At 51.5% G+C, this 20,306-nt stretch carries 18 protein-coding genes; 14 read left to right on the forward strand and 4 right to left on the reverse strand.

What is annotated here, in order from left to right; all coding sequences use genetic code 11:
* Positions 1 to 8 precede the first annotated feature (8 nt).
* Positions 9 to 1,229 carry a PAS domain-containing sensor histidine kinase gene (locus tag ACZ48S_RS03235; protein ID WP_464214020.1) on the reverse strand — a complete coding sequence of 407 codons (1,221 nt, stop codon included), beginning with the start codon at positions 1,227 to 1,229 and terminating at the stop codon, positions 9 to 11.
* A 123-nt stretch (positions 1,230 to 1,352) separates the two neighbouring features.
* Between ACZ48S_RS03235 and ACZ48S_RS03240 the strand changes: the two genes are divergently transcribed.
* From ACZ48S_RS03240 to ACZ48S_RS03300, 13 genes are all read left to right on the forward strand, one after another.
* Positions 1,353 to 1,565, forward strand: a complete 213-nt coding sequence (locus ACZ48S_RS03240; protein WP_464214022.1) for a hypothetical protein — start codon at positions 1,353 to 1,355, stop codon at positions 1,563 to 1,565.
* Positions 1,566 to 1,784: 219 nt separating this feature from the next.
* Positions 1,785 to 2,351 carry a manganese efflux pump MntP gene (locus tag ACZ48S_RS03245; RefSeq protein ID WP_464214024.1) on the forward strand — a complete coding sequence of 189 codons (567 nt, stop codon included), beginning with the start codon at positions 1,785 to 1,787 and terminating at the stop codon, positions 2,349 to 2,351.
* 288 nt (positions 2,352 to 2,639) lie between these two features.
* The gene (locus ACZ48S_RS03250) at positions 2,640 to 3,104 is read left to right on the forward strand and encodes a 4Fe-4S dicluster domain-containing protein (protein WP_464214026.1); all 465 of its coding nucleotides are present in this window, start codon (positions 2,640 to 2,642) and stop codon (positions 3,102 to 3,104) included.
* 5 nt (positions 3,105 to 3,109) lie between these two features.
* The gene (hisH, locus tag ACZ48S_RS03255) at positions 3,110 to 3,727 is read left to right on the forward strand and encodes an imidazole glycerol phosphate synthase subunit HisH (RefSeq protein WP_464214028.1); all 618 of its coding nucleotides are present in this window, start codon (positions 3,110 to 3,112) and stop codon (positions 3,725 to 3,727) included.
* Positions 3,724 to 5,016 (forward strand): NAD(P)/FAD-dependent oxidoreductase, encoded by a 1,293-nt coding sequence (locus tag ACZ48S_RS03260; RefSeq protein WP_464214030.1) that lies wholly within the window; start codon positions 3,724 to 3,726, stop codon positions 5,014 to 5,016. The genes hisH and ACZ48S_RS03260 overlap by 4 nt, the downstream gene beginning before the upstream one ends.
* A 5-nt stretch (positions 5,017 to 5,021) precedes the next feature.
* Positions 5,022 to 6,164 carry a class II glutamine amidotransferase gene (locus ACZ48S_RS03265; RefSeq protein ID WP_464214032.1) on the forward strand — a complete coding sequence of 381 codons (1,143 nt, stop codon included), beginning with the start codon at positions 5,022 to 5,024 and terminating at the stop codon, positions 6,162 to 6,164.
* A gap of 1 nt (position 6,165) precedes the next feature.
* A complete protein-coding gene (hisF, locus tag ACZ48S_RS03270) occupies positions 6,166 to 6,924 on the forward strand; it encodes an imidazole glycerol phosphate synthase subunit HisF (protein WP_464214034.1) in 759 nt (252 codons plus the stop codon).
* Positions 6,925 to 6,935: 11 nt separating this feature from the next.
* Positions 6,936 to 8,441, forward strand: a complete 1,506-nt coding sequence (locus tag ACZ48S_RS03275) for a glutamate synthase-related protein (protein WP_464214036.1) — start codon at positions 6,936 to 6,938, stop codon at positions 8,439 to 8,441.
* A 1-nt stretch (position 8,442) separates the two neighbouring features.
* Complete coding sequence (locus ACZ48S_RS03280; RefSeq protein WP_464214038.1) at positions 8,443 to 9,207, forward strand: GltB/FmdC/FwdC-like GXGXG domain-containing protein; 765 nt, start codon at positions 8,443 to 8,445, stop codon at positions 9,205 to 9,207.
* A 21-nt stretch (positions 9,208 to 9,228) separates the two neighbouring features.
* Entirely contained in the window at positions 9,229 to 9,891 is a 663-nt protein-coding gene (locus tag ACZ48S_RS03285) for a response regulator transcription factor (protein WP_464214040.1), read from the forward strand.
* A 67-nt stretch (positions 9,892 to 9,958) separates the two neighbouring features.
* Positions 9,959 to 10,243: a DUF503 domain-containing protein gene (locus tag ACZ48S_RS03290; protein ID WP_464214042.1), complete on the forward strand. Its 285-nt coding sequence runs from the start codon at positions 9,959 to 9,961 to the stop codon at positions 10,241 to 10,243.
* Between the two features lies 1 nt (position 10,244).
* The gene (locus ACZ48S_RS03295; protein ID WP_464214044.1) at positions 10,245 to 12,566 is read left to right on the forward strand and encodes a DEAD/DEAH box helicase; all 2,322 of its coding nucleotides are present in this window, start codon (positions 10,245 to 10,247) and stop codon (positions 12,564 to 12,566) included.
* 52 nt (positions 12,567 to 12,618) lie between these two features.
* Positions 12,619 to 13,332, forward strand: a complete 714-nt coding sequence (locus ACZ48S_RS03300; RefSeq protein WP_464214046.1) for a hypothetical protein — start codon at positions 12,619 to 12,621, stop codon at positions 13,330 to 13,332.
* Between the two features lie 52 nt (positions 13,333 to 13,384).
* Here the strand turns inward: ACZ48S_RS03300 and ACZ48S_RS03305 are convergent, their stop codons facing one another.
* Genes ACZ48S_RS03305 through fabF form a run of 3 tightly spaced genes read right to left on the reverse strand, consistent with a single transcriptional unit; the run spans position 13,385 to position 16,979 of the window.
* The gene (locus ACZ48S_RS03305) at positions 13,385 to 14,011 is read right to left on the reverse strand and encodes a glycerol-3-phosphate acyltransferase (protein WP_464214048.1); all 627 of its coding nucleotides are present in this window, start codon (positions 14,009 to 14,011) and stop codon (positions 13,385 to 13,387) included.
* A gap of 16 nt (positions 14,012 to 14,027) precedes the next feature.
* Entirely contained in the window at positions 14,028 to 15,707 is a 1,680-nt protein-coding gene (recJ, locus tag ACZ48S_RS03310; protein ID WP_464214050.1) for a single-stranded-DNA-specific exonuclease RecJ, read from the reverse strand.
* A gap of 3 nt (positions 15,708 to 15,710) precedes the next feature.
* Positions 15,711 to 16,979 carry a beta-ketoacyl-ACP synthase II gene (gene fabF, locus ACZ48S_RS03315; protein ID WP_464214052.1) on the reverse strand — a complete coding sequence of 423 codons (1,269 nt, stop codon included), beginning with the start codon at positions 16,977 to 16,979 and terminating at the stop codon, positions 15,711 to 15,713.
* A gap of 1,124 nt (positions 16,980 to 18,103) precedes the next feature.
* On the opposite strand from fabF, the gene ACZ48S_RS03320 reads away from it, so the two are divergent.
* Entirely contained in the window at positions 18,104 to 20,281 is a 2,178-nt protein-coding gene (locus tag ACZ48S_RS03320; protein WP_464214054.1) for an efflux RND transporter permease subunit, read from the forward strand.
* Positions 20,282 to 20,306 lie beyond the last annotated feature (25 nt).

A 20,306-nucleotide genomic window follows, 5' to 3' on the forward strand; every position in this document is an offset into this window, starting at 1 on the left:
CTCCGTTTTTATTGGTTATTGGACAGCGGTATAGTAAAGTAGAATGTGCTGCCGTGTCCTTTTTTGCTCGTGAACCAGATTTCACCGCCATGCAGAGATATTAACATCTTACATAAGGTCAGTCCAATCCCCATTCCGTCGTTGGAATCGTTGTCGCTTTCCACCCGGTAATAGGGTTGGAAAATATTAGACTGTTCCGGCAGGTCAATACCCCGGCCGGTATCAGCTACACTTAGCTGAAGCATTTTACCACTTACTTTGGCCCCCAGGGTAATTTGTCCGCCGCGGGGTGTGAATTTGGCTGAATTATTAAGCAGGTTGAGCAATACCTGTCGCAGTCTATCTTCATCAGCCATGACGAACGGTAAATTATCAGCAATTTCCAATTCCAGTGATTGCTGCTTACGGTCAAATTGTGGTGATACTTCAGCAGCCAGGTCCAGAAGAAGTGGTGATATATCCAGTGGCTGTATACTTACTTTAAGAACCCCCATCTCACCCCTGGCGAAATCCAACAGGTCATTAATACGGCGTTCGAGGTTTAGCGCTCCTCGATAAATATTACCGGCCAGCCGAAGCTCATCCTCATTGTCCAGTAATTCCAGCAGAACCTCTCCGGAGGCGATCATCGGAGTGAGTGGTGTTTTTAGTTCATGCACTAGAGAACGGGTGAAATCAATACGTTTACTTATCTCGTTTTCCAGTGCCCGCCGCAATTCCTTTTCCCGGTTGTAAAGCTCAGTGAGTTCAGATTCAGCCTTTTTTCTAGCTGATATATCGCGGACTACCGATAGTATTACCTGTTTTTTACCCAAGGTGAAAACATGGGAGTTGATTTCAACAGGGAAAATATGACCATCGCGGGTCTTATGGGATGATTCAAAGGAGCCGTGTTTATCTTTAAGCAGGCGGCTCATAATAGCCGCCGATTTCTCTGGAGAATCCATTGAGAAATCGGTTAGTTGAAGTTTGGTGATTTCTCTAATAGTATATCCCAACCGCCGCGCAGCCGCCTCGTTAGCTTCGATCAATTCCGCAGGCATGCCGTTTTTTATTTCCCAAAGAAAAATAGCGTCATTGGCATTGTGGAAAAGCTTACGGAACTTTTCCTCGCTCTCTTTGAGGGAGCGGTATTCAGCTGTTTGGGACGCTTTATATTGAGCTAATTGTTGATGCAGTTGTTCGTTTTCCGCAATTAGATCAGCATGTGTTTTGTGGTTATTAACCATAATAAGTTACATTATACAATAATATAATGGTATTGACATCAGTATAATTTAAACAGCTGAGGGTATTTATTCTTGAATACTAGTGAGATACTGCAATGCAGATGCGGTGATTGTTCGGAGGCAGTGAGAAAGCAATGCAACAGCGCCCGTGTTCGTGAGCTTGTGACCTGGGTGCTGGATGAGTCAGTCGAGGTTGATTCATTACCGGTGCTTTTCTGTCGGCGCGGTAATAAGGTACCGTCCGGTAATATTTTCCCAAACAATAAATGTCTTTGTGTTGATTGCGAATTGTCGCCGGGCGGTGTTTTATTCTGCGAATCCGCTGAACTTAAATAACGCTTGCTGGCGATATGCCGCACAATTTTAATCGGGCTGATTCAACGATAATTATACAGCTTGAGTATTGCAACAACACAAGAGTTCGGTACGGCGTTCTGAAAAATGCTGAAGATGCCGCTTCGTAATACCATGTAAAGTAAATCAAAGAATGATGGCTCCCTTTCTCCCTCCAGGTTTGTAATATGAATTGAGTATCTGATAGACTGGCTGACACCTATGGACTTTTTTGCGGTTTTATTGATAGGGCTCGGTCTTTCCGCTGATTGTTTCGCGGTTGCAATCAGCGGCAGTGTCAGTATGGGCAGCGCTCTTGACCATAGTAAACGGATTAAAGTCGCTGGGTATTTTGGTTTTTTCCAATTTGCCATGCTAATTGCCGGTTTTGCCGTCGGCAGTTCAGTGGTCGGTTTGATTGAAAGTTTTGATCACTGGGTTGCCTTTATATTGCTCGTTTTTATCGGGGCAAGAATGATAAAAGAATCATTTGAAACCGGAAACAGCAACCGGGAAGCCTTTGATATAAGCCAAGTCAAGACTTTATTGGGCTTGTCTGTGGCGACAAGTATTGATGCACTGGCGGTTGGTTTGACCTTTGCTTTTGTGAAGGTAGCTATTATTCCAGCTGCGTTATTTGTGGGGATCGTTTGTTTTTGTGTTTCACTGGCTGGTTTCTTGATTGGCAAGCGTTTGGGCAATTTAATCGGTAAGAGGGCAGAACTGTTAGGCGGTTTGGTATTAATCGGAATCGGGGTGAAAACACTGTTTGAAGGCCTAAATGCTTGAGCGACCGAGTTGGAGATTCAACTAAAATATGTTTAAATTAAATTTTCCGTATGCCGTAATTTGAGGGATTACGCCGTTATTTATATTTGAAAATAACGGCAAATAATAATATAAAGTGCCGTTATATAAGCAAAGTACAATAGTAACAGTGATTTGTGCCCGGTACGATATCTGGCGAATAACCGGTAATAAGTTTGAAATATACGGTGTTATCAGCTATAATATGTAACAATTGATGAAATATTTATATGGTAAAAGACTGCCGTATTTTCGGCGCAGCAGGGGTGTATGAAAAAGATCTATATACGCAAAGAGGTTTGTATCGGTTGCGGGCTTTGCCGGGTTTATTGCGCTACCCAGCATTCCGACTCAAAGGACATCTTAAAGGCATATCGTAAAGAGTCACCCAAGGCGGTGCCCCGCTTGAAGGTAGAACGTCAGAATGAAACCAGCTTCTCTGTTCCATGTCGCCACTGCGATGAGCCTTGGTGTGTTTATTCCTGTTTGACCGGGGCAATGAGCAAAGATCCGAAAACTGGAGTTGTAACTTCAGACCCCGATAAATGTATCGGTTGCTGGACATGCGTGGTTTCGTGTCCGAATAGTGCTTTAATTAAAGATAAGTTGACCAAAGTTGTAAAAAAATGTGACCTTTGTCCCGACCTGGAAATTCCCGCCTGTGTAGCCAATTGCCCTAACGAGGCGATCGTGCTCATCAATGATGAAAATACTCAGACAGCCGAGAAAAAATAGATATTATGATCTCTATTATTGATTATGGAGCCGGCAATTTGAGGTCAGTCTTCAACGCTGTGTCTCTGCTGGGTTATCAGGCCGCAATTACCAGTGACCCGGATGAGGTAGTTGAGGCTGACGCGGTAATTTTGCCGGGTGTCGGCGCTGCTGCGGATACTGTAAAGTCCTTGAAGTCCAGGGGGCTTGATAAAGCCATATTGGAACTCAACCAGCGAAAGACGCCTCTATTTGCTGTATGTGTTGGGCTTCAGGTTTTGTTTGAGGATACTGAAGAAGGCGGTGGTTGTCCGTGCCTGGGGCTGCTGCCGGGCAGGGTGCGTCGTTTGCCCCCGGGACTGAAAGTACCCCATATGGGTTGGAATCAAGTGAAACAAAAACAGTCCAGCTCGCTTTTTGAGGGTATCGGCGATAACGGCTATTTTTATTTTGTCCATAGTTACTATGTTGAACCGCTGGATCAGAATAATGTTGTTGCGGTAACTGATTATGGTCTGAGCTTCGCTTCAATGATAACCAGTGATAATATCACGGCAACACAGTTTCATCCTGAAAAGAGCGGCCCGACAGGGCTCCGAATGTACGACAATTTTTTGAAGACAATAGGTAGGGTAAATCAATGAAAACCAAATATCTGATTATCGGTAATTCAGCCGGAGGCGTGGGGGCTGCGGAAGCCATACGAGAAATTGACCCGGACGGTTCAATGACTATCGTTGGTGAGGAGCCTTATCCTGCGTATTCACGTCCTCTCATTTCTAAATATGTCACCGGTGAATATGACCCTGACGGGATGAGGATAAGACCGACCGACTTCTACCAAAAAAAAGATATCGATCTGCGCCTGGGTCATAAGGCCTACAAGATGGATATTTCAAAAAGCACAGTGACTTTGGACGATGGGTCTGAAATCGGATATGAGAAGCTGTTGCTGGCGACCGGGGGCAAGCCGATCATTCCTAAAATGGAAGGTATGGGCAAGGCGGGTATTTTTAATTTCATAAACCTGGCCGACGCTAAAAAACTGGAAGAATATCTGCCGGAAGCCCGCCGGGCGGTGGTTATTGGGGGTGGCCTGATTGGAATCAGCGCTACCGAGGCCTTGGTCAAACGTGGTTTGAAGGTTACTGTGGTGGAAATGAAGAATTATATTCTCAATACCATCCTGGATGAGCCAGCCGGTCGGGTAGCCGAGTACGCGGTTAAAAAGTATGGAGTCAATATAATGACCGGTCGGACAGTGGCAAAAATCATGGGCGAAGACAAGGTCACCGGCGTGGTGTTCGATGATGGACACGAAATGGTCTGTGATATGGTGGTGGTTGCCGTGGGCGTTTTTCCGCGGGTTGAACTAGCCCAGACGGAGGAAATCAATATCAACAGGGGTATTGTAGTTGATAATCATATGATGACCAGCGTGACCGATATTTATGCCTGCGGAGACGCCAGTGAGGCTTATGATTATGTTTATGGCGCCGGCAGATTGTCTCCAGTGTGGCCTAACGCTTATATCGGCGGAAGAGTGGCTGGTTACAATATGGCCGGATTGCCGACTAAATATCGCGGCGGCACTGCGATGAATTCGCTTAATTATTTTGGTCTTGAACTGGCTACGGCCGGTATGGCTTCTCCTCCTCCGGAAGGTGAATATGAAGTGTTAACCCAGGAGAGGGATGAAGTTTATCGGAAGCTGATAGTTAACAGTGAAGATAAATTAGTCGGTATGATTTTTGTCGGTGATATCGACAAAGCCGGCATATACTTCGGCTTGATGCGCGACCGGATAAAGGTTACGGCTTTCAAGGACAAGTTGTTGGCTGATGATTTTGGTCTGGCACAACTGCCGCGGGAGATTATTGAAGAAAGATTGACCGGGGCGACCGCTGGCCGGGTGAAAACAGGGGAGAATTAAAACAGATGAAGGATCTAACCAGTGTAAGCAATACGTTCGGTGATGGCAAGGTCATTGATGCCTGCTCTATTTTTGGCATGATGGATACCTCCGGTAAGTGTTTCTCCGGCAAAGACATAACTCGTGCTATCGCCAATATGCATGACCGCGGCAACGGACTGGGGGGTGGTTTTGCGGTTTATGGTCTATATCCGCAGTATCCGGATTATTATGCCTTCCATATCATGTATGATAGCAAGGAAGGCAAGGCCAGCACCGAATCTTTCCTAAATGAACATTTCAATGTGCATCATTCGGAAGAGGTGCCGACCAAACCGGTAGCGGTTATCAAGAATCCGCCGCTGGTTTGGCGGTATTTTTTGGATGCTGATAAAGCATCACAGGATGCCAAGATTTCCCCGGATGATTATGTTGTTTCCAAGGTAATGGAAATCAATACCCGCATCGAAGATTCATATGTTTTTTCTTCCGGGAAAAATATGGCCGCTTTTAAGGGTGTTGGTTACCCGGAGGAAATTTCCGAGTATTTTTGCCTGGAAGATTATACCGGCTATCTATGGACCGCTCACGGGCGTTTTCCGACTAATACTCGCGGATGGTGGGGCGGGGCGCATCCGTTCAACATTTTGGATTGGACAGTTGTGCACAATGGAGAAATATCTTCCTACGGTATAAATCGTCGCTATCTAGAACAATTCGGATATCACTGCACACTTCAGACGGATACTGAAGTAGTGGCTTACGCCGTTGACCTTTTGGTACGTAAGCATAACTTACCTGTTGAAGTGATGGCCGAGATTTTTGCGCCGCCATTATGGGCCGAGATTGAACGGCGCCCTCCGGAGCAAAGGGAACTACTGACGGCATTGCGTCAGGTTTATGGAAGCTTGCTCATGAATGGGCCTTTTACCATTATTATTGCTCATGAAGGGGAAATGATAGGTCTGACCGATCGTATCCGTTTACGGCCGCTGACTGTCGGTGAAAAGGGCAGTATGCTATATCTTTCCAGCGAGGAATCAGCTATTCGCCTGATTTGCCCGGAATTGGACAAGGCCTGGATTCCCACTGGAGGACAGCCGGTTATCGGTTCACTGAAGCATCCCATCGGCGGGAAAAAAGAAACCATAGCTGGTGGAGTGGCCTGAAGTGTTGACGCGACGGATTATTCCCTGCCTGGATGTTACCGGTGGGCGAGTGGTTAAGGGGCAGAGTTTTCTTAACTTGCGTGATGCCGGTGACCCGGTTTCACTGGCCCAGTTTTATTATGAACAGGGGGCCGATGAGCTGGCGTTCCTGGATATAACGGCGACAGTGGAGAGCCGGAAAACGATGGCGTCCATCATTTCAGAGCTTTCCGGAAAGGTATTCATGCCCTTAACCGTCGGAGGAGGCATTCGTACCATTGATGATATGCGCCAGATGCTGCTTTCCGGAGCGGATAAGGTAGCTATTAATACAGCGGCAGTAGCCCGTCCGGAGCTGATTACAGAAGGTGCAATAAAATTCGGCAGTCAGTGCATTGTGGTTGCTATAGACGCTAAAAGAGTTAATGATAATCAATGGATAGTGCGAACTCATTCCGCCAGCCAGGAATCAGGTCTTGACGCGGTCGCCTGGGCAAAAAAAGCCGCAGAGATGGGAGCCGGGGAGTTACTGGTTACCAGTATTGACAGTGACGGTCATCAGCAGGGGTATGACAATGAACTGAACCGTATTATATCCGAGGAAGTATCGGTGCCGCTGATTGCTTCCGGAGGAGCCGGGACCCCGGAACATTTATATGATGCATTAGTCAAGGGCAAAGCGGATGCCGTTTTGGCTGCCAGTATTTTCCACTATGGAACCTATTCCATCAATGAAGTTAAAGATTATTTAAGCCGTAAAGGCATTACTATCAGGCAATAAGGAGCCAGCAGATGAGAACTTTGGTACCCGCAAAATTTATTGTTGAACGTAATCCGGATAAATGTATTAAATGCCAGGTTTGCGTCAACCAGTGCAGTTTTGACAGCCACTACTATGATGCTGATGACGATGATATAAAATGTCGCGACGGCAAGTGTATAGGTTGTCACCGCTGTGTGCTTTTTTGCCCGACTAATGCCCTGGTTGTCCGGCGCAATCCATTGGAATATAAGGAAAACTCCGGATGGAAGCCAGAGTATATAGAAGATATACAGAAACAGGCAGAGCAGGGAGGAATGCTGCTGACCGGTATGGGTGCTGATAAAACACCGCGCATCTACTGGGACCACCTGGTCCTTAATGCCTCCCAGGTTACCAATCCTTCCATCGACCCGCTCCGGGAGCCTATGGAAATGCGTACTTATATCGGCAGCAAACCGGATAACATCGAGATTGACCCTGATACAGGTGGTCTGGCCACAAAGATAGCGCCTCAGGTGAAACTGGAAGTGCCCATTATGTTCGCTGCCATGAGCTATGGCGCGGTGAGCCTTAATGTGCAGGAATCGCTGGCCCGGGCGGCCACCGAGGTCGGCACTATGTGGAATACCGGAGAGGGCGGTCTGCACCCTTCACTAGTCAAATATGGGGATAATACGATTGTGCAGGTAGCCAGCGGAAGGTTCGGAGTGTATTCTGATTATCTGCGTTCCGGCCGGATAGTCGAGATCAAAATAGGCCAGGGAGCCAAACCGGGCATTGGCGGACATCTACCGGGTGAGAAGGTATCGGCTGAGGTTTCTTTGACTCGTATGATCCCGCAGGGAACCGATGCTATTTCACCGGCGCCGCAGCATGATATCTACTCCATTGAAGACCTTTCTCAGCTTATATACGCGCTGAAAGAAGCGACCAATTATGAAAAACCCATATCGGTTAAGATTGCCGCGGTGCATAACTCACCGGCCATTGCCTCCGGTATGGTCAGGGCGGGAGCTGACATGATTGTGCTCGACGGCGTCAGAGGGGCTACCGGAGCGGCTCCCAAGGTTATCCGTGACAATGTGGGCATTCCCATAGAACTGGCTCTGGCCGCGGTTGACAGTCGTCTTCGCGCGGAAGGGATACGCAACCAGGCATCGCTGGTAGTTTCCGGCGGGATACGCTCTTCCGGGGATGTTGCCAAGGCTATCGCCCTGGGGGCTGACGCGGTCAACATTGGTACGGCTGCACTGGTAGCGCTTGGTTGCCGGCTTTGTCAGCAGTGCCATACAGGCAAATGCGCCTGGGGACTGTGCACTTCAGACCTTAAACTGACCAAGAGAGTAAACCCGGAAATCGGCGCTAGGCGGGCGGCTAACCTGCTGCGCGGCTGGTCGCTGGAAATCAAAGATATGCTGGGTGGCATGGGTGTTAATGCCCTGGAAAGCCTACGCGGTAACCGGTTGCATCTGCGTGGTTACGGACTCACCGAGAAAGAGCTGGAAATTTTAGGCGTAAGGATGGCTGGCGACTAATATGATAGAAACAACAACTGGCCCCAAAGCGGTCAAGATAGATACTACGGATGTTTATTACCGCGACTTGAATAAACGCTTGCGGCAGCTGGCCGATGAAGGCGTGGAACGCGTTGAATTGGAGAATGTGTGCGGCCAGCGATATATTGCCACCGATCTGTCGCGTCCTATGGAGTTTACTATCAAAGGAACACCCGGTAATGACCTGGGGGCTTTCATGAACGGTTCCCGCATTGAGGTCTTCGGTAATGCCCAGGATTGCATGGGCAATACCATGAATGCCGGTGAGATTATCATTCACGGTCATGCCGGAGATATATGCGGCATGGCAGCCCGCGGGGGCAAGATATTTATCCGTGACTATGTCGGTTATCGCGCCGGCATACATATGAAAGAGTATAAAGACAAGAGATCCGTCATGGTTGTCGGCGATACCGGCCAGGACTTCCTGGGAGAATATATGGCTGGAGGGGTGCTGGTGGTCCTGGGGCTTGGCCTGAAGGACGGTGAGAAGCATAAAGCCAGCTTTATTGGCACCGGTCTCCATGCCGGGGTAATATATATAAGCGGGGGTTTTGAACCCCACCAACTGGGTAAAGAAGTAGGTGTGGCGGAACTTGAAGACTCGGACTGCCAGGTGCTTGAGGGTTTGGTTAAAGAGTATTGTGGTCACTTTGGAGGCGATCCTGCCCAGATTATGGAGCGGAAGTTTACCAAGCTGTATCCCAAGACACTGCGTCCCTATGGTCGAATGTATTCCTACTAATCCCTTTAACGTATGTAGATTTTGTTTAAAATACTAATACTGGCTGAAGAAACCGACAAGACCCGGGAACTTAAAACCCGTCTTTCCAGGGAAGGTTACGTTTGCACTCTTGAGAATCCCGGTGACGCTCCGGCTGAACAGGCAGCCGGGCACTCTCCCCGGCTGGTAATTTTAGACGTTCCGACCGACGGTGAATGGCCGGAACTTGAACTGAAGAATCCGGAAAAACAGCCATATTTTGTCCTGATGCTGTTCCGCCATCGCCTGTCCGAATTGGTTGCCGAAACCGGCGCTACTGATTTTGTCCTCAAACCTTTTGATATTGATGAACTGCTGGCCCGCATCCGCAGAATCGCTTCCAGAGCGGATGCCGCTCCTTCAAGTGATATTATATCAGCCGGTGAGTTGACGATTGATATTGCCAGATGCGAAGTTACCATTGGCGGGGCGCTGGTAGAGCTTACCTTTCGTGAATATGAGCTACTGAAATTCCTGGCTTCCAACCGGGGACGAGTATTCAGCCGTGAAGTACTACTTGATAAAGTCTGGGGTTATGATTACTTCGGCGGTGACCGTACCGTTGATGTTCATGTACGTCGGCTCAGGGCTAAAATCGAGGAATTCGGCCAAGTCTATGTCGAAACGGTGCGTAATATAGGGTACCGTTTTAAGCGTAATATTTAGCCGTCACCGGTGAGAAATCCCTTTCAGGGCAGCTTTATCCGGTAATAACACGACAGGTGGTTGATACATGAACGTAGGTGTTATGCAGTTTCAGATCAAGTTACCTGAAAGTCATTCTCTCAAGGAAAAAAGAAAAATTGTGCGTTCACTGGTAGCCCAAATCAACAACCGTTACAATGTTTCCGCGGCTGAAGTTGACGGCAATGATCTTTGGCAGACGGCGGTTATTGGGGTAGCCTGTCTGTCCAATGATAAGCGCCATACCAATGAGGTGCTTAATAAGGCCCTCCATTTCGCCTCCGGCTATGACCTGGAAATGATGGAGTCAAACATCGAGATTATTGATTATTGACGTGGATATCAAGGAATTTGTCACATATCTTATCGCTTCCTCGGAAGCAGCCGGCCAGTTAGCCCACCTGGAAGTGATACCGCCCCGTTCAGCGGAATACGCAGACTTAAAACAACCGCTGCATCCCAAATTGGAATCATGCCTCAAGGCACAAGGGGTATGGCCGCTTTACCGGCATCAGGCTATGGCTGTTGACGCGGCTGTTGCCGGTAATAACGTGTTTCTGGTTACTCCGGCGGCTTCCGGTAAAAGCCTGGGCTACTACCTCCCGGTTATGCAGTCATTATCGTCCAGTCCGGCAGCCACCGCGTTATACCTGGCTCCGACCAAGGCGCTGGCACAGGACCAGCTGCGGCACATCGAAGAGCTGTTCTGCCCTGATGTTATCAAGCATACTGAATTTGCCGCTTTCGATGGCGATACGCCTGGTATTGACCGGGCGGCCATACGGCGCGATACCCGATTCCTGTTATCTAATCCGGATATGCTGCATGTCGGTATCCTGCCCAACCATCAGAACTGGCGGCGCTTCCTGTCCAATTTAAAATACGTTATTATCGACGAAGCCCATCTTTACCGCGGTGTATTCGGGTCACACCTGGCTCTTCTACTGCGGCGGCTGCGGCGCGTTTGCCGGCGTTACGGCTGTACTCCCCAGTTTATTATGACCTCAGCGACTATCGGTAATCCACAAGAGTTCGCGGCGGCGCTGACCGGCCTGGAGTTTACCGTTATTGAAAGTGACGCCTCACCTTACGGCGGCAAGGATTTTATGCTTTGGAATCCGCCGCTTACCGATGCGGCCAAAAACCAGCGGCGCAGCGCTTCCGCTGAAGCTACGGTTCTGTTTGCTGACCTGGTCGCCCGCGGTATACGCAGCCTGGTCTTTACCAGAACACGGCGCCTGGCCGAGGTGGTATTTGTCAACACCAGGGAGCGCCTGGCCGGCAAGGCACCGGAAAAGGCCAGTAGGATAAAGGCCTACCGAGCCGGCTATATGGCCGAAGACCGGCGCCGGATTGAAGCTGAACTGTTTGGGGGTAAGCTGGACGGGGTGGTGGCTACTTCCGCCCTGGAGCTTGGTATAGATATCGGTTCCCTGGACGCCACTGTTCTTACCGGTTATCCGGGATCCATAGCATCGGCCAATCAGCAAGCCGGCCGCAGCGGCCGCACTCAGCGACGGTCGCTCAGTATAATGGTAGCCCGCAACGACCCGCTGGACCAGTATTTCATGCGCCACCCGGAATTCTTTTTCAGCAGCGCAGCAGAGGCGGCGCTGGTCAACCCTGACAACCGATATATCGCGGCTGGTCATCTATTGTGTGCGGCCTGGGAGTATCCTCTGTCGGCTGCTGATGCCGAATTATTCGGGGCCGGCTACCGGGATAACCTGAGTAAGCTTTTAGAACAGGGTCTGCTCAAGGAGCGGCGATCCAGTTTCTATCCGTCTGCTGAAGTCGCTTATCCGGCCGGTGAAGTCAGTTTACGGGGTTCAGGAGGTAATGATTACACGGTCATTGACCGAGGCACCGGGGCTTTCCTGGAAATGCTGGCATCCGAAACCGCTTTTTTCCAGCTTTTCCCCGGGGCCATATACCTGCACCAGGGCGAATCCTATATTGTGCGTTCGCTTGATACGGATACCCGTACCGCTCATGTTGAGTTGACGGATGAAGCCTACTATACGGAGAGCAAGGATATTACCGAGCTGGAAGTAAAAAAAATAACTCGCTCGGGATTTATCCGCGGTGTTCCGGTATACCTGGGGGAAGTGGAAGTCACTGTTACTGTTATCGGATTCCGGCGCAAAGCCCAGTTTACCGAGGAAGTGCTGGGTGAAGAGCCGCTGACGCTGCCACCGCAGCGGTTTAATACGGTGGCGCTGTGGTTTGAAATACCGGACAGCCTGATTGAGGCCGTGGATTCGCTGAAGGGGAAATTGGATTTCAGCGGCGGGCTGCACGCGCTGGAACACGCGGCTATTGGCATTCTGCCACTTTATGCCCTGTGCGACCGCAACGACATTGGCGGCGTGTCTACAGTACTGCACCCGAATACCGGTACGGCCACGGTTTTCATCCATGACGCCCATGCCGGCGGGGTGGGCATTGCCGAGAAAGGGTATGAGATGATAGTGCAGTTATGGGAAGCGGCACTTAAGACGGTAGCTGAATGTCCTTGTGAAACCGGCTGCCCGGCCTGCATCCAGTCACCAAAGTGCGGCAACAATAATGAACCGCTGGATAAAGCCGCTGCCGTGTTTCTACTGCGAAATATGCTGGGTGTCCACAGTGAATCCGGCGACGATCAAGTTGCATAAGTTTTTACAACCCCCGGGTTTTATGAAATAATGTTAGATTGTGAATTTTAAGATGGAAAAGGATTTATTTCGCAACCGACAATTCTGGCTGATTACCGGATTAGGTTTGGTATTTATCCTGGCAGTCTATATTGACCTGCTGCGAGGCCAGGTACCGGTAGGCGATGAAGTTCAGCTGGCTTTTTTCGCCCTGCAGCAGATAGTTTTCCTGACTGTGGTGTCACTGGCTACCTTCCGCTTCGGTCTCAATATTGGTTTTATCTTCTGGGCTATCCTGGGGGCTGTTACGGTACCGTATGCCATCGTATTTTTGACCTCTAACTGGCATCCGTACCTCCTGCTGGAAATGCTCATTATCGGACTGGTAGGCCTGGGTGCCGTTGGATTGATTAACGGCTATGAGCAGGGTAAAAAGCGGCTGCTGGAATACCAGCGGACGCTTGAAGATAAAGTCCGGGACCGCACCCGTGACTTGAGCGAGGCCAACTACGCGCTGGAGAAGGATATAGTCAAACGCAAGAAAGTTGAAGCCGAGTTAAGGGAAGCCCTGGCCGAAGTTAAAACGCTGTCCGGACTGCTGCCCATCTGCGCCAACTGCAAGCAAATCCGTGACGACAAGGGTTACTGGAGCAGCGTGGAAAAGTATATCAGCAATCATTCCGAGGCGGAGTTCACTCACGGCATCTGCCCGGACTGCCTGTCCAAACTATACCCCAGTTATTACGGGCCTGACGGCAAAAAGAAGAAACGCCAAAATAAGGCATAAAGCATACTAAATCTCTTCTGCCGTATTCATATTCGGCTTTGTAAAAGCCCGCTCAGCGGCGGTCACGGATACTTTTACGGAATACCGCGTCACGGAAACCGGTTGATTTCTCACCTATCTGCCTGACTCTCATTATGTACTGCAGCCCCGGTATCAGCAGCAGCAGAAGGGTATAAACCAGGTAAAGCGTCGAGTCATAAATCAGCCAGGCGGCGAAAAAGAAAGTTACGAAGGCGATGCTGTAGCTGAGAGTGGGGAATTTGGTTATCAGCAGGAATATCCCGAAAGCGGCCAGGTAAATAGGGATTCCCCACGGCATCAGGTAAGCCAGTACACCGATGCAGGTGGCACCGCCCTTGCCGCCTTTGAATTTGAGCCATACCGGCAGTACGTGGCCGACAACCGCAATCATACCGGCCGCCAGTTCCACCAGCTGCGGTGTTTCCAGCAGCCGGGCAATAGCCACGGCCAAAGCACCTTTGCCGATATCGACGGTCAGCACCAGCATCCCGGGCCAGAAACCCACCTGGTAGAAGGTATTCATGGTGCCCATGTTTTTGGTACCGACCTGGCGGATGTCAAAACCCTTGACCCATCTGCCCATCATATAAGCCAGGGGGACGCTGCCGACCAGATAGGCGGCCAGCAGGGCGATGATAACAGCTACCGTTTCGTTCATTTCAGCCTCTTATGTTTCAGACTGACGGCGCGAAGTCCACGATATTCAATCTCAGCGTTTCGCGGCCGTTGTAGCGATCCAGCTCCAGATTATACACTACATCAAGCGGGTCGGGCAGTATTTTTTTAATCTCCTCCGCCTGCCGGAAGGCGACCGCTTCCCAGACAGCGTCTCCCTGTGTCAGGCGCAGCTTCAGGTGGTCGCCGCCGGCTCCTATGGTTCGGTAGTCAGTCACGGTGACGCACCGGGAGACAAAAAGCGGCGGGCGGTTGCCTTCACCGAAAGGAGCCAGCTGCTGCAGCATACTGAACAGGTTTCCTCCGAGTTCCCTTAAATTAGCCTCAGCGTCAACTTTCAGTATCGGCTGCAAATCCAGTGATTCAAGTTCTTTGGCGGTGATTTCGTTAAGCATATCCGACAAACGCGGCAGGTCCGCTGGTCTTACGCTGAAACCGGCTGCCTGGGCATGGCCGCCGTAGTGACACAGCAGGTGGCCGCATTGATCGATGGCTTCGGTGATATTGAATCCCGGTATGGAGCGGCAGCTGGCGGTGGCCATATCTCCGGCGGAGCGAACCACGACGCTGGGTCGGAAGAACTCGTCGCTTAACCGTCCGGCTACCAGCCCCAGTATGCCCTGCGGGCATTCTTCGTCTTCAATAAAAAGGAGCGGTTTGAGCGGCTCCGAAAGCACTTTATCCCGGGCTTTACCCACATACAGCGCGGTCAGCCGCTGTCGCTCGGCGTTCTGGGCTTCCAGTTCAGCCGCCAGGCGGGCAGCCTCCTCTACGCCGGCGGCCATGAGCAGGTTGTAACCGGCGATGGCGTGGTCCAGACGTCCGGCAGCATTCAACCGGGGGGCTACCGTCCAAGAGATGCTTTCGGCTTCCAGCTGGCCGGGCTTGAGGCGTGAAAGGTTGATAATCTCCAGCAACCCCGGCGAAGGGTGGTCATTCAGGTGTTTCAGGCCTTCTTTGACCAGGTAGCGATTCTCGCCGGTAAGCGGCATGATGTCGGCGATGGTTCCCAGCGCGGCCAGTTCCAGGAAGTGCTCCCGGGGCAGAGGTTTGCCCATGCCCCGGAACAGGGCTTCGACCACCTTGAAAGCTACCCCGGCGCCGGACAGCTCGCTGAACGGATATCGGGAATCAGGGCGGCGGGGATTGACCACGGCGACCGCCGGCGGCAGTTCTCCGGTGGCCAGGTGATGGTCGGTAACAATAATGTCCAGTCCCAGCTTGCGGGCGGCTTTGACTTCCGCGACAGCGCTTACGCCGCAGTCCACGCTTATGACCAGCCGAACACCATCGGCGGCCATTTTTTTAAGGACTTCGCTTTTGAGGCCATAACCTTCGGTCATACGGTGCGGTATGTAGGGACTGACATCGGCTCCCAGGCATTTCAGGGCGGTGACCATCAGGGCGGTGGCGGTGATGCCGTCGGTATCGAAGTCACCGTAGACCACGACTAGCTCACTGGCCAGAACCGCCCGGTAAATGCGGGTCATGGCCGGTTCAATATCCGGCAGCAGCATGGGGTCAGCGGAAAGGCGGGCATCACCGGACAGGAAAAGCTCGGCCTCGGTCTCATCGTTGATACCGCGATTGGCCAGAATCCGGGCCATCAGGCCGGGGTAATGACGGCTGAGCGCTTCCGGAACAGCGCCGTCGGCTAGGTGCCAGCGGGCGCCGCGCACGGGCTACTCCTTTTTATACTGCCGCAATATGAGCACGGAATTATGACCGCCAAAGCCAAATGAATTGGACAGGGTGGTGCGGACATCAGCTTTTCTGGCAGTGTTGGGTACATAATCAAGGTCACAATCCGGGTCAGGCGTCGTGTAATTTATGGTCGGCGGAATTATACCATTTTTAATGGCCAGCGCACAGACAGCGGCCTCGGTAGCCCCGGCGGCGCCGATGAGATGGCCCAGCATTGACTTGGTGGAACTGACGGCGACCTTATAGGCGTAGTCGCCCAGGACGGTCTTGATGGCATTGGTTTCCATCTTGTCATTCAGCTGGGTGGAGGTGCCGTGGGCGTTGATGTAGTCAATTTCATCCGGTTTGATGCCGGCGCGGCTGATGGCCATTTTCATGGCCCGGGCAGCGCCTTCGCCGCTTTCAATTGGCTGCGTAATATGGAAGGCGTCGCCGCTGGCCCCGTAGCCGATAACCTCGGCGATAATGTCGGCATTCCGGGCCAGGGCAGTATCCAGTTCCTCCAGTATAACCACCGCCGCGCCTTCGCTCATGACGAATCCGGTGCGGCCGGCGTCAAAAGGTCGGGAAGCGTGGTGCGGGTCGTCATTGTCGGTGGACAGGGCGTTGAGGGCGTTGAAGGCGGCGAAAGCCAGCTGGTTCATACCGCACTCGGTGCCGCCGGCCAGCATGACATCGGCGCGGCCCTGTTTGACGCTCTCATAGGCGGTGCCGATGGCATCGGAGCCGGAAGAGCAGGCGGAGGTGGTGCAGAAATTAGGTCCTTTCAGCCCCAGGGCGATAGACACCTGAGCGGCGCCCATGTCGGCGATCATCATGGGGATAAGGAAAGGGGTTATTTTGTTGGGTCCTTTTTCAATGAAAATCTTGGTCTGTTCAAAAAGGGTTCCCAGGCCGCCGATGCCGGAGCCGATGATTACGCCGATTTCCTCGCCTTGTTTTTCAATATCCAGCCCGGCGTCATCGACCGCCTGGCGGGCGGCGGCCACTGCCAACTGGGCGAATCGGTCCATACGGCGGGCGTCCTTCCGGTTGATAAAATCCGTCGGCTCGAAGCCCTTGACCTCACCGCCGAAGCGGGTTTCCAGGGGCGAGGCGTCAAACAGAGTCAGGTAGTCTATGCCGTTGCGGCCGTTGATGAGTCCGTCCCAGGTGGTTTCGACGCTCAGCCCCAGCGGACTGACCATGCCCATGCCGGTGATGACTACCCGGCGGGAATTATCTGCGGGGATATTTATATTGGACATTTACACTTACCTCAAAGCAAAACTGGTTATTTATAGCACATTTTTGAATGATAGTTCAATGATGTTTTCGGGAGTTAGTAGTTCACAGTTGTCAGTATTCAGTTTTTAAGTTTACAGTTGCCAGTCGGAGAAGCGGGAATTGTTTTTGTTTCCGCACACCTGATGGTGCCTCACAGAAACGACTCCTCTTTTCCAGCTTTGAGATTTTTTCTTCCAATCGTGAGTCGTTTTGCCAATTCAAACATATTCAAATAATTCAAAGGGTTTGTTTATGGTTCTCAGTTTTCAGTTCTCAGTAGATAGCAGTTTTTAGTTTTCAGTTTATGGATTCCCGGCTTTCGCCGAGAATGACAAACTGAGGGGTACCGAGATTGCTTCGCCGTAGGCTCGCAATGACTGGTCCGCTACGCGGGAAGCACTAATATCTAAGCTCTAAATGCTAAACAAGATCTAATATCCAAACTCAAAGGACCGAAATGAAGCCAGGTGAAATCTAAAATCTCAAGCACCCAATAACAAACTATATTAAAGCTACAATGCTCAAACTCTAAACTGAAAGGAATGGGATTACTTGCTACCGTGGAAAAAGTAAAAAGATTCGTATAATCTTTTATAAAGACATTTAAATATTAGAACGCATGATAGCATAAGAACCGGATTTGCGCAAGGGGGAAAGATTACACTTTTAGCCTAAAGGAGAAGGGAAATTCAAAGGCTCAATGCCGTTTTAAGTGGTTAGTTTTTTCAGTTGAAAGTTTTGAGGGAACCGAGGTTGTTTCGGCGACACTCGCAATGACTATTGGAAGTGGATTACCTGTTATCATGGGTAATGTCAGGGAGGGACCGAGAGTGAAGGCTTTGGGAGTGCCAATGGAAATACTCTTTACGGCTTGTTCACTGGCAACGGCGCCGGCCTGGTGGTGGTTTTCCTGGGTTTCTTCCTGCTTCGGCGCAGGTACAACTGATATAATCAGAGTTCAATCCAGCCCAATGGCGACTGGCCGCATTACATAATGCGGCCAGTTTGCTGTTTTGTACCAGGTATATTACAAAAGATGATTGACACCGGCCGAAAGAAGTGGAAAGATAATTGGGACAAATCATGGTAAGAAAGCCAGTCTAATATGGAAAAAATCGCCGAATTTGTGATCAAACGCCGCAAGCTGATCATCGCCCTGGTGGTGATGACCAATATCCTGGCGCTCTTGTCTTTTTTCCGGTTCAGCCTGGATACTGATTTTCTGAACTTTTTTGCCGATGACAACGCCGAAGTAGCCGCCTATTTCCAACTCAACGAAAGATATGATACCGGCGAAGCGGTAACGGTGCTGGTAGAAGACGACCAGAGCCTGCTCAGCCAGCAAAATCTGCTGAACATTTATCAATTGCAAAGCGACATGACCGGGACGGATGACGTCAGCCAGGTGCAGAGTTTCCTGCCGCCGCAGATATCATTGGAAGGCCAGCCGGTGCCGATTACGGCGGAGTTTATCGGCCAGAACGCGGAGACGCTGGCCCGGTTCATTGACCAGCAGTACTTCATGACCGACCAGTTCCTGGCGGAAGGGCGTTCAAGCGGCATTATCGTGGTTGGCCTGGAAGTCGGCGCCGACTCCGAGCCGGTGGTGCAAGAACTGCGGGCGATTATTGCCGATTATCAGGAACTGGAACTGTCACTGGCCGGAAACCCGGTAATTGCCGAGACCATCATCGGTTACCTGGTTACCATACTGTTCATCCTGCTGCCGTTTGCCGTCGGCCTGATAATGATGGTGTTCTATTTCATCCTGCGCCACCGGCGGCTGACGCCGCTGGCCATGCTGCCGGCCGGGTTCGGCGCGCTGTGGACCTTCGGCACCATTTTCTACGGCGGCTACGAGCTTTCACTGGTTACGGTGATTACGCCGATATTCATTATCGTTATAGGTTCCGCCTACGGGCTGCATTACGTCAGCCATTTCCAGGAAGCCCTGGCCAAGCACGGAGATTCGGCCACCGCAACCCGGGAAACGCTGAAAATGGTGGGTACGCCGATTGTGCTGGCGACACTGACTACCATGGCCGGTTTTGCCTCGCTGATGTGGGGCGACGCCGCGCCGATGCGGCAGATGGGTCTCTTTGTAACCCTGGGCATCGGCTACGCCGGCCTGCTGGCTATTTTCCTGCTGCCGGCACTGCTGAGTCACATGAAAATAAAGGCCACGGCGCCGCCGGCGGAAGCGCACCGGCTGGGCACACTGGTCAGCCGCGCTTCCGGGCACCGAATGCCGATACTGGCGGTCTTTGCCGCCATAGCGGTGGCCGCCTTTGTGTATATTCCGCAGCTGGAAGTGGTTTCCAACCAGCTGATGTTTTTCAAGGAAAACTCGGAGATAAGGCAGGCTTCGGCGCAGATTGAAGAAAACTTCGGCAGCGCCCAGCCGCTTTTCGGCGAGATGGTTACCGACGCCGGCACGGAAGCGGTTTTTGACCCGGCGGAAGCCAGCCGACTGCTGGCGGTGGAACGGGAAATGGAAGAACAGCCGGGCATCAAGAGCGTTACATCGGTATTTGACTTGATAGCCGGCTTCAGCCGGATGAACACCGGCGCGGAAGGGTACCCGGCAAATCCGGCCATGGTGCAGGCTTTCCTGAATCAGCTGGGCGACGGCGCCGACAGCTGGATATCCCAGGAGGGATACCGAATGATGATCCGCCCGACGGGCATTGAAGCTGACGAGATAGAAAACATCAAGGAATGGACGGCAAATGAGCCTTCGGTGCGGGTAATCACCGGCATGCCGGTGCTGTTTGACGAGTTCAACCAGATAGTGGTCAACAGTCAGGTGCGCAGCCTGGGCCTGGCGCTGGCGCTGGTGTTTGTCATGCTCCTGATTACTTTAAGAAGCCTGAAAGCGGCCCTGGTGGGCTTACTGCCCATTGTCCTGACCATTGCCGCGGTGCTGACTTTCCTGGTTATCAGCCAGTTCCACCTCAATGTGCTGACGGCCAACCTCTCGGCCATTGTCATCGGCGTGGGAGTGGACTACTCCATCCATCTCATAACCGGCATATACTATTTCCGACGGCAGGGCCTGGAAGGGAGTGAGGCGGTGGACGCGGCTATAGGTTCGGTGTCCCGGCCGGTGCTGGCCAATGCCTACGGACTGAGCATCGGGCTTTCGGTGCTGCTGTTTTCGCCGCTTCTGATTCATATCCAGGCCTCGGCGGTAATGTGGGTGGCCATGGTTATCTCCTCTGCGGCGGCGCTGCTGATCATTCCCCAGTTCTACCGGGGCGGGAAACGTCCAAAAAGGGCATAAACCGGCCTGAATTGAAACCGGACGC

Source organism: Dehalogenimonas sp. NIT-SK1, from assembly GCF_055384165.1.

Excerpts from the sequence above, each read along its gene's own strand:
- ACZ48S_RS03235 (WP_464214020.1), bottom strand. The coding sequence starts at position 1,229 with ATGGTTAATAACCACAAAACACATGCTGATCTAATTGCGGAAAACGAA.
- ACZ48S_RS03245 (WP_464214024.1), top strand. The coding sequence starts at position 1,785 with ATGGACTTTTTTGCGGTTTTATTGATAGGGCTCGGTCTTTCCGCTGAT.
- ACZ48S_RS03250 (WP_464214026.1), top strand. The coding sequence starts at position 2,640 with ATGAAAAAGATCTATATACGCAAAGAGGTTTGTATCGGTTGCGGGCTT.
- hisH (WP_464214028.1), top strand. The coding sequence starts at position 3,110 with ATGATCTCTATTATTGATTATGGAGCCGGCAATTTGAGGTCAGTCTTC.
- ACZ48S_RS03260 (WP_464214030.1), top strand. The coding sequence starts at position 3,724 with ATGAAAACCAAATATCTGATTATCGGTAATTCAGCCGGAGGCGTGGGG.
- ACZ48S_RS03265 (WP_464214032.1), top strand. The coding sequence starts at position 5,022 with ATGAAGGATCTAACCAGTGTAAGCAATACGTTCGGTGATGGCAAGGTC.
- ACZ48S_RS03275 (WP_464214036.1), top strand. The coding sequence starts at position 6,936 with ATGAGAACTTTGGTACCCGCAAAATTTATTGTTGAACGTAATCCGGAT.
- ACZ48S_RS03280 (WP_464214038.1), top strand. The coding sequence starts at position 8,443 with ATGATAGAAACAACAACTGGCCCCAAAGCGGTCAAGATAGATACTACG.
- ACZ48S_RS03290 (WP_464214042.1), top strand. The coding sequence starts at position 9,959 with ATGAACGTAGGTGTTATGCAGTTTCAGATCAAGTTACCTGAAAGTCAT.
- ACZ48S_RS03300 (WP_464214046.1), top strand. The coding sequence starts at position 12,619 with ATGGAAAAGGATTTATTTCGCAACCGACAATTCTGGCTGATTACCGGA.
- ACZ48S_RS03305 (WP_464214048.1), bottom strand. The coding sequence starts at position 14,011 with ATGAACGAAACGGTAGCTGTTATCATCGCCCTGCTGGCCGCCTATCTG.
- fabF (WP_464214052.1), bottom strand. The coding sequence starts at position 16,979 with ATGTCCAATATAAATATCCCCGCAGATAATTCCCGCCGGGTAGTCATC.
- ACZ48S_RS03320 (WP_464214054.1), top strand. The coding sequence starts at position 18,104 with ATGGAAAAAATCGCCGAATTTGTGATCAAACGCCGCAAGCTGATCATC.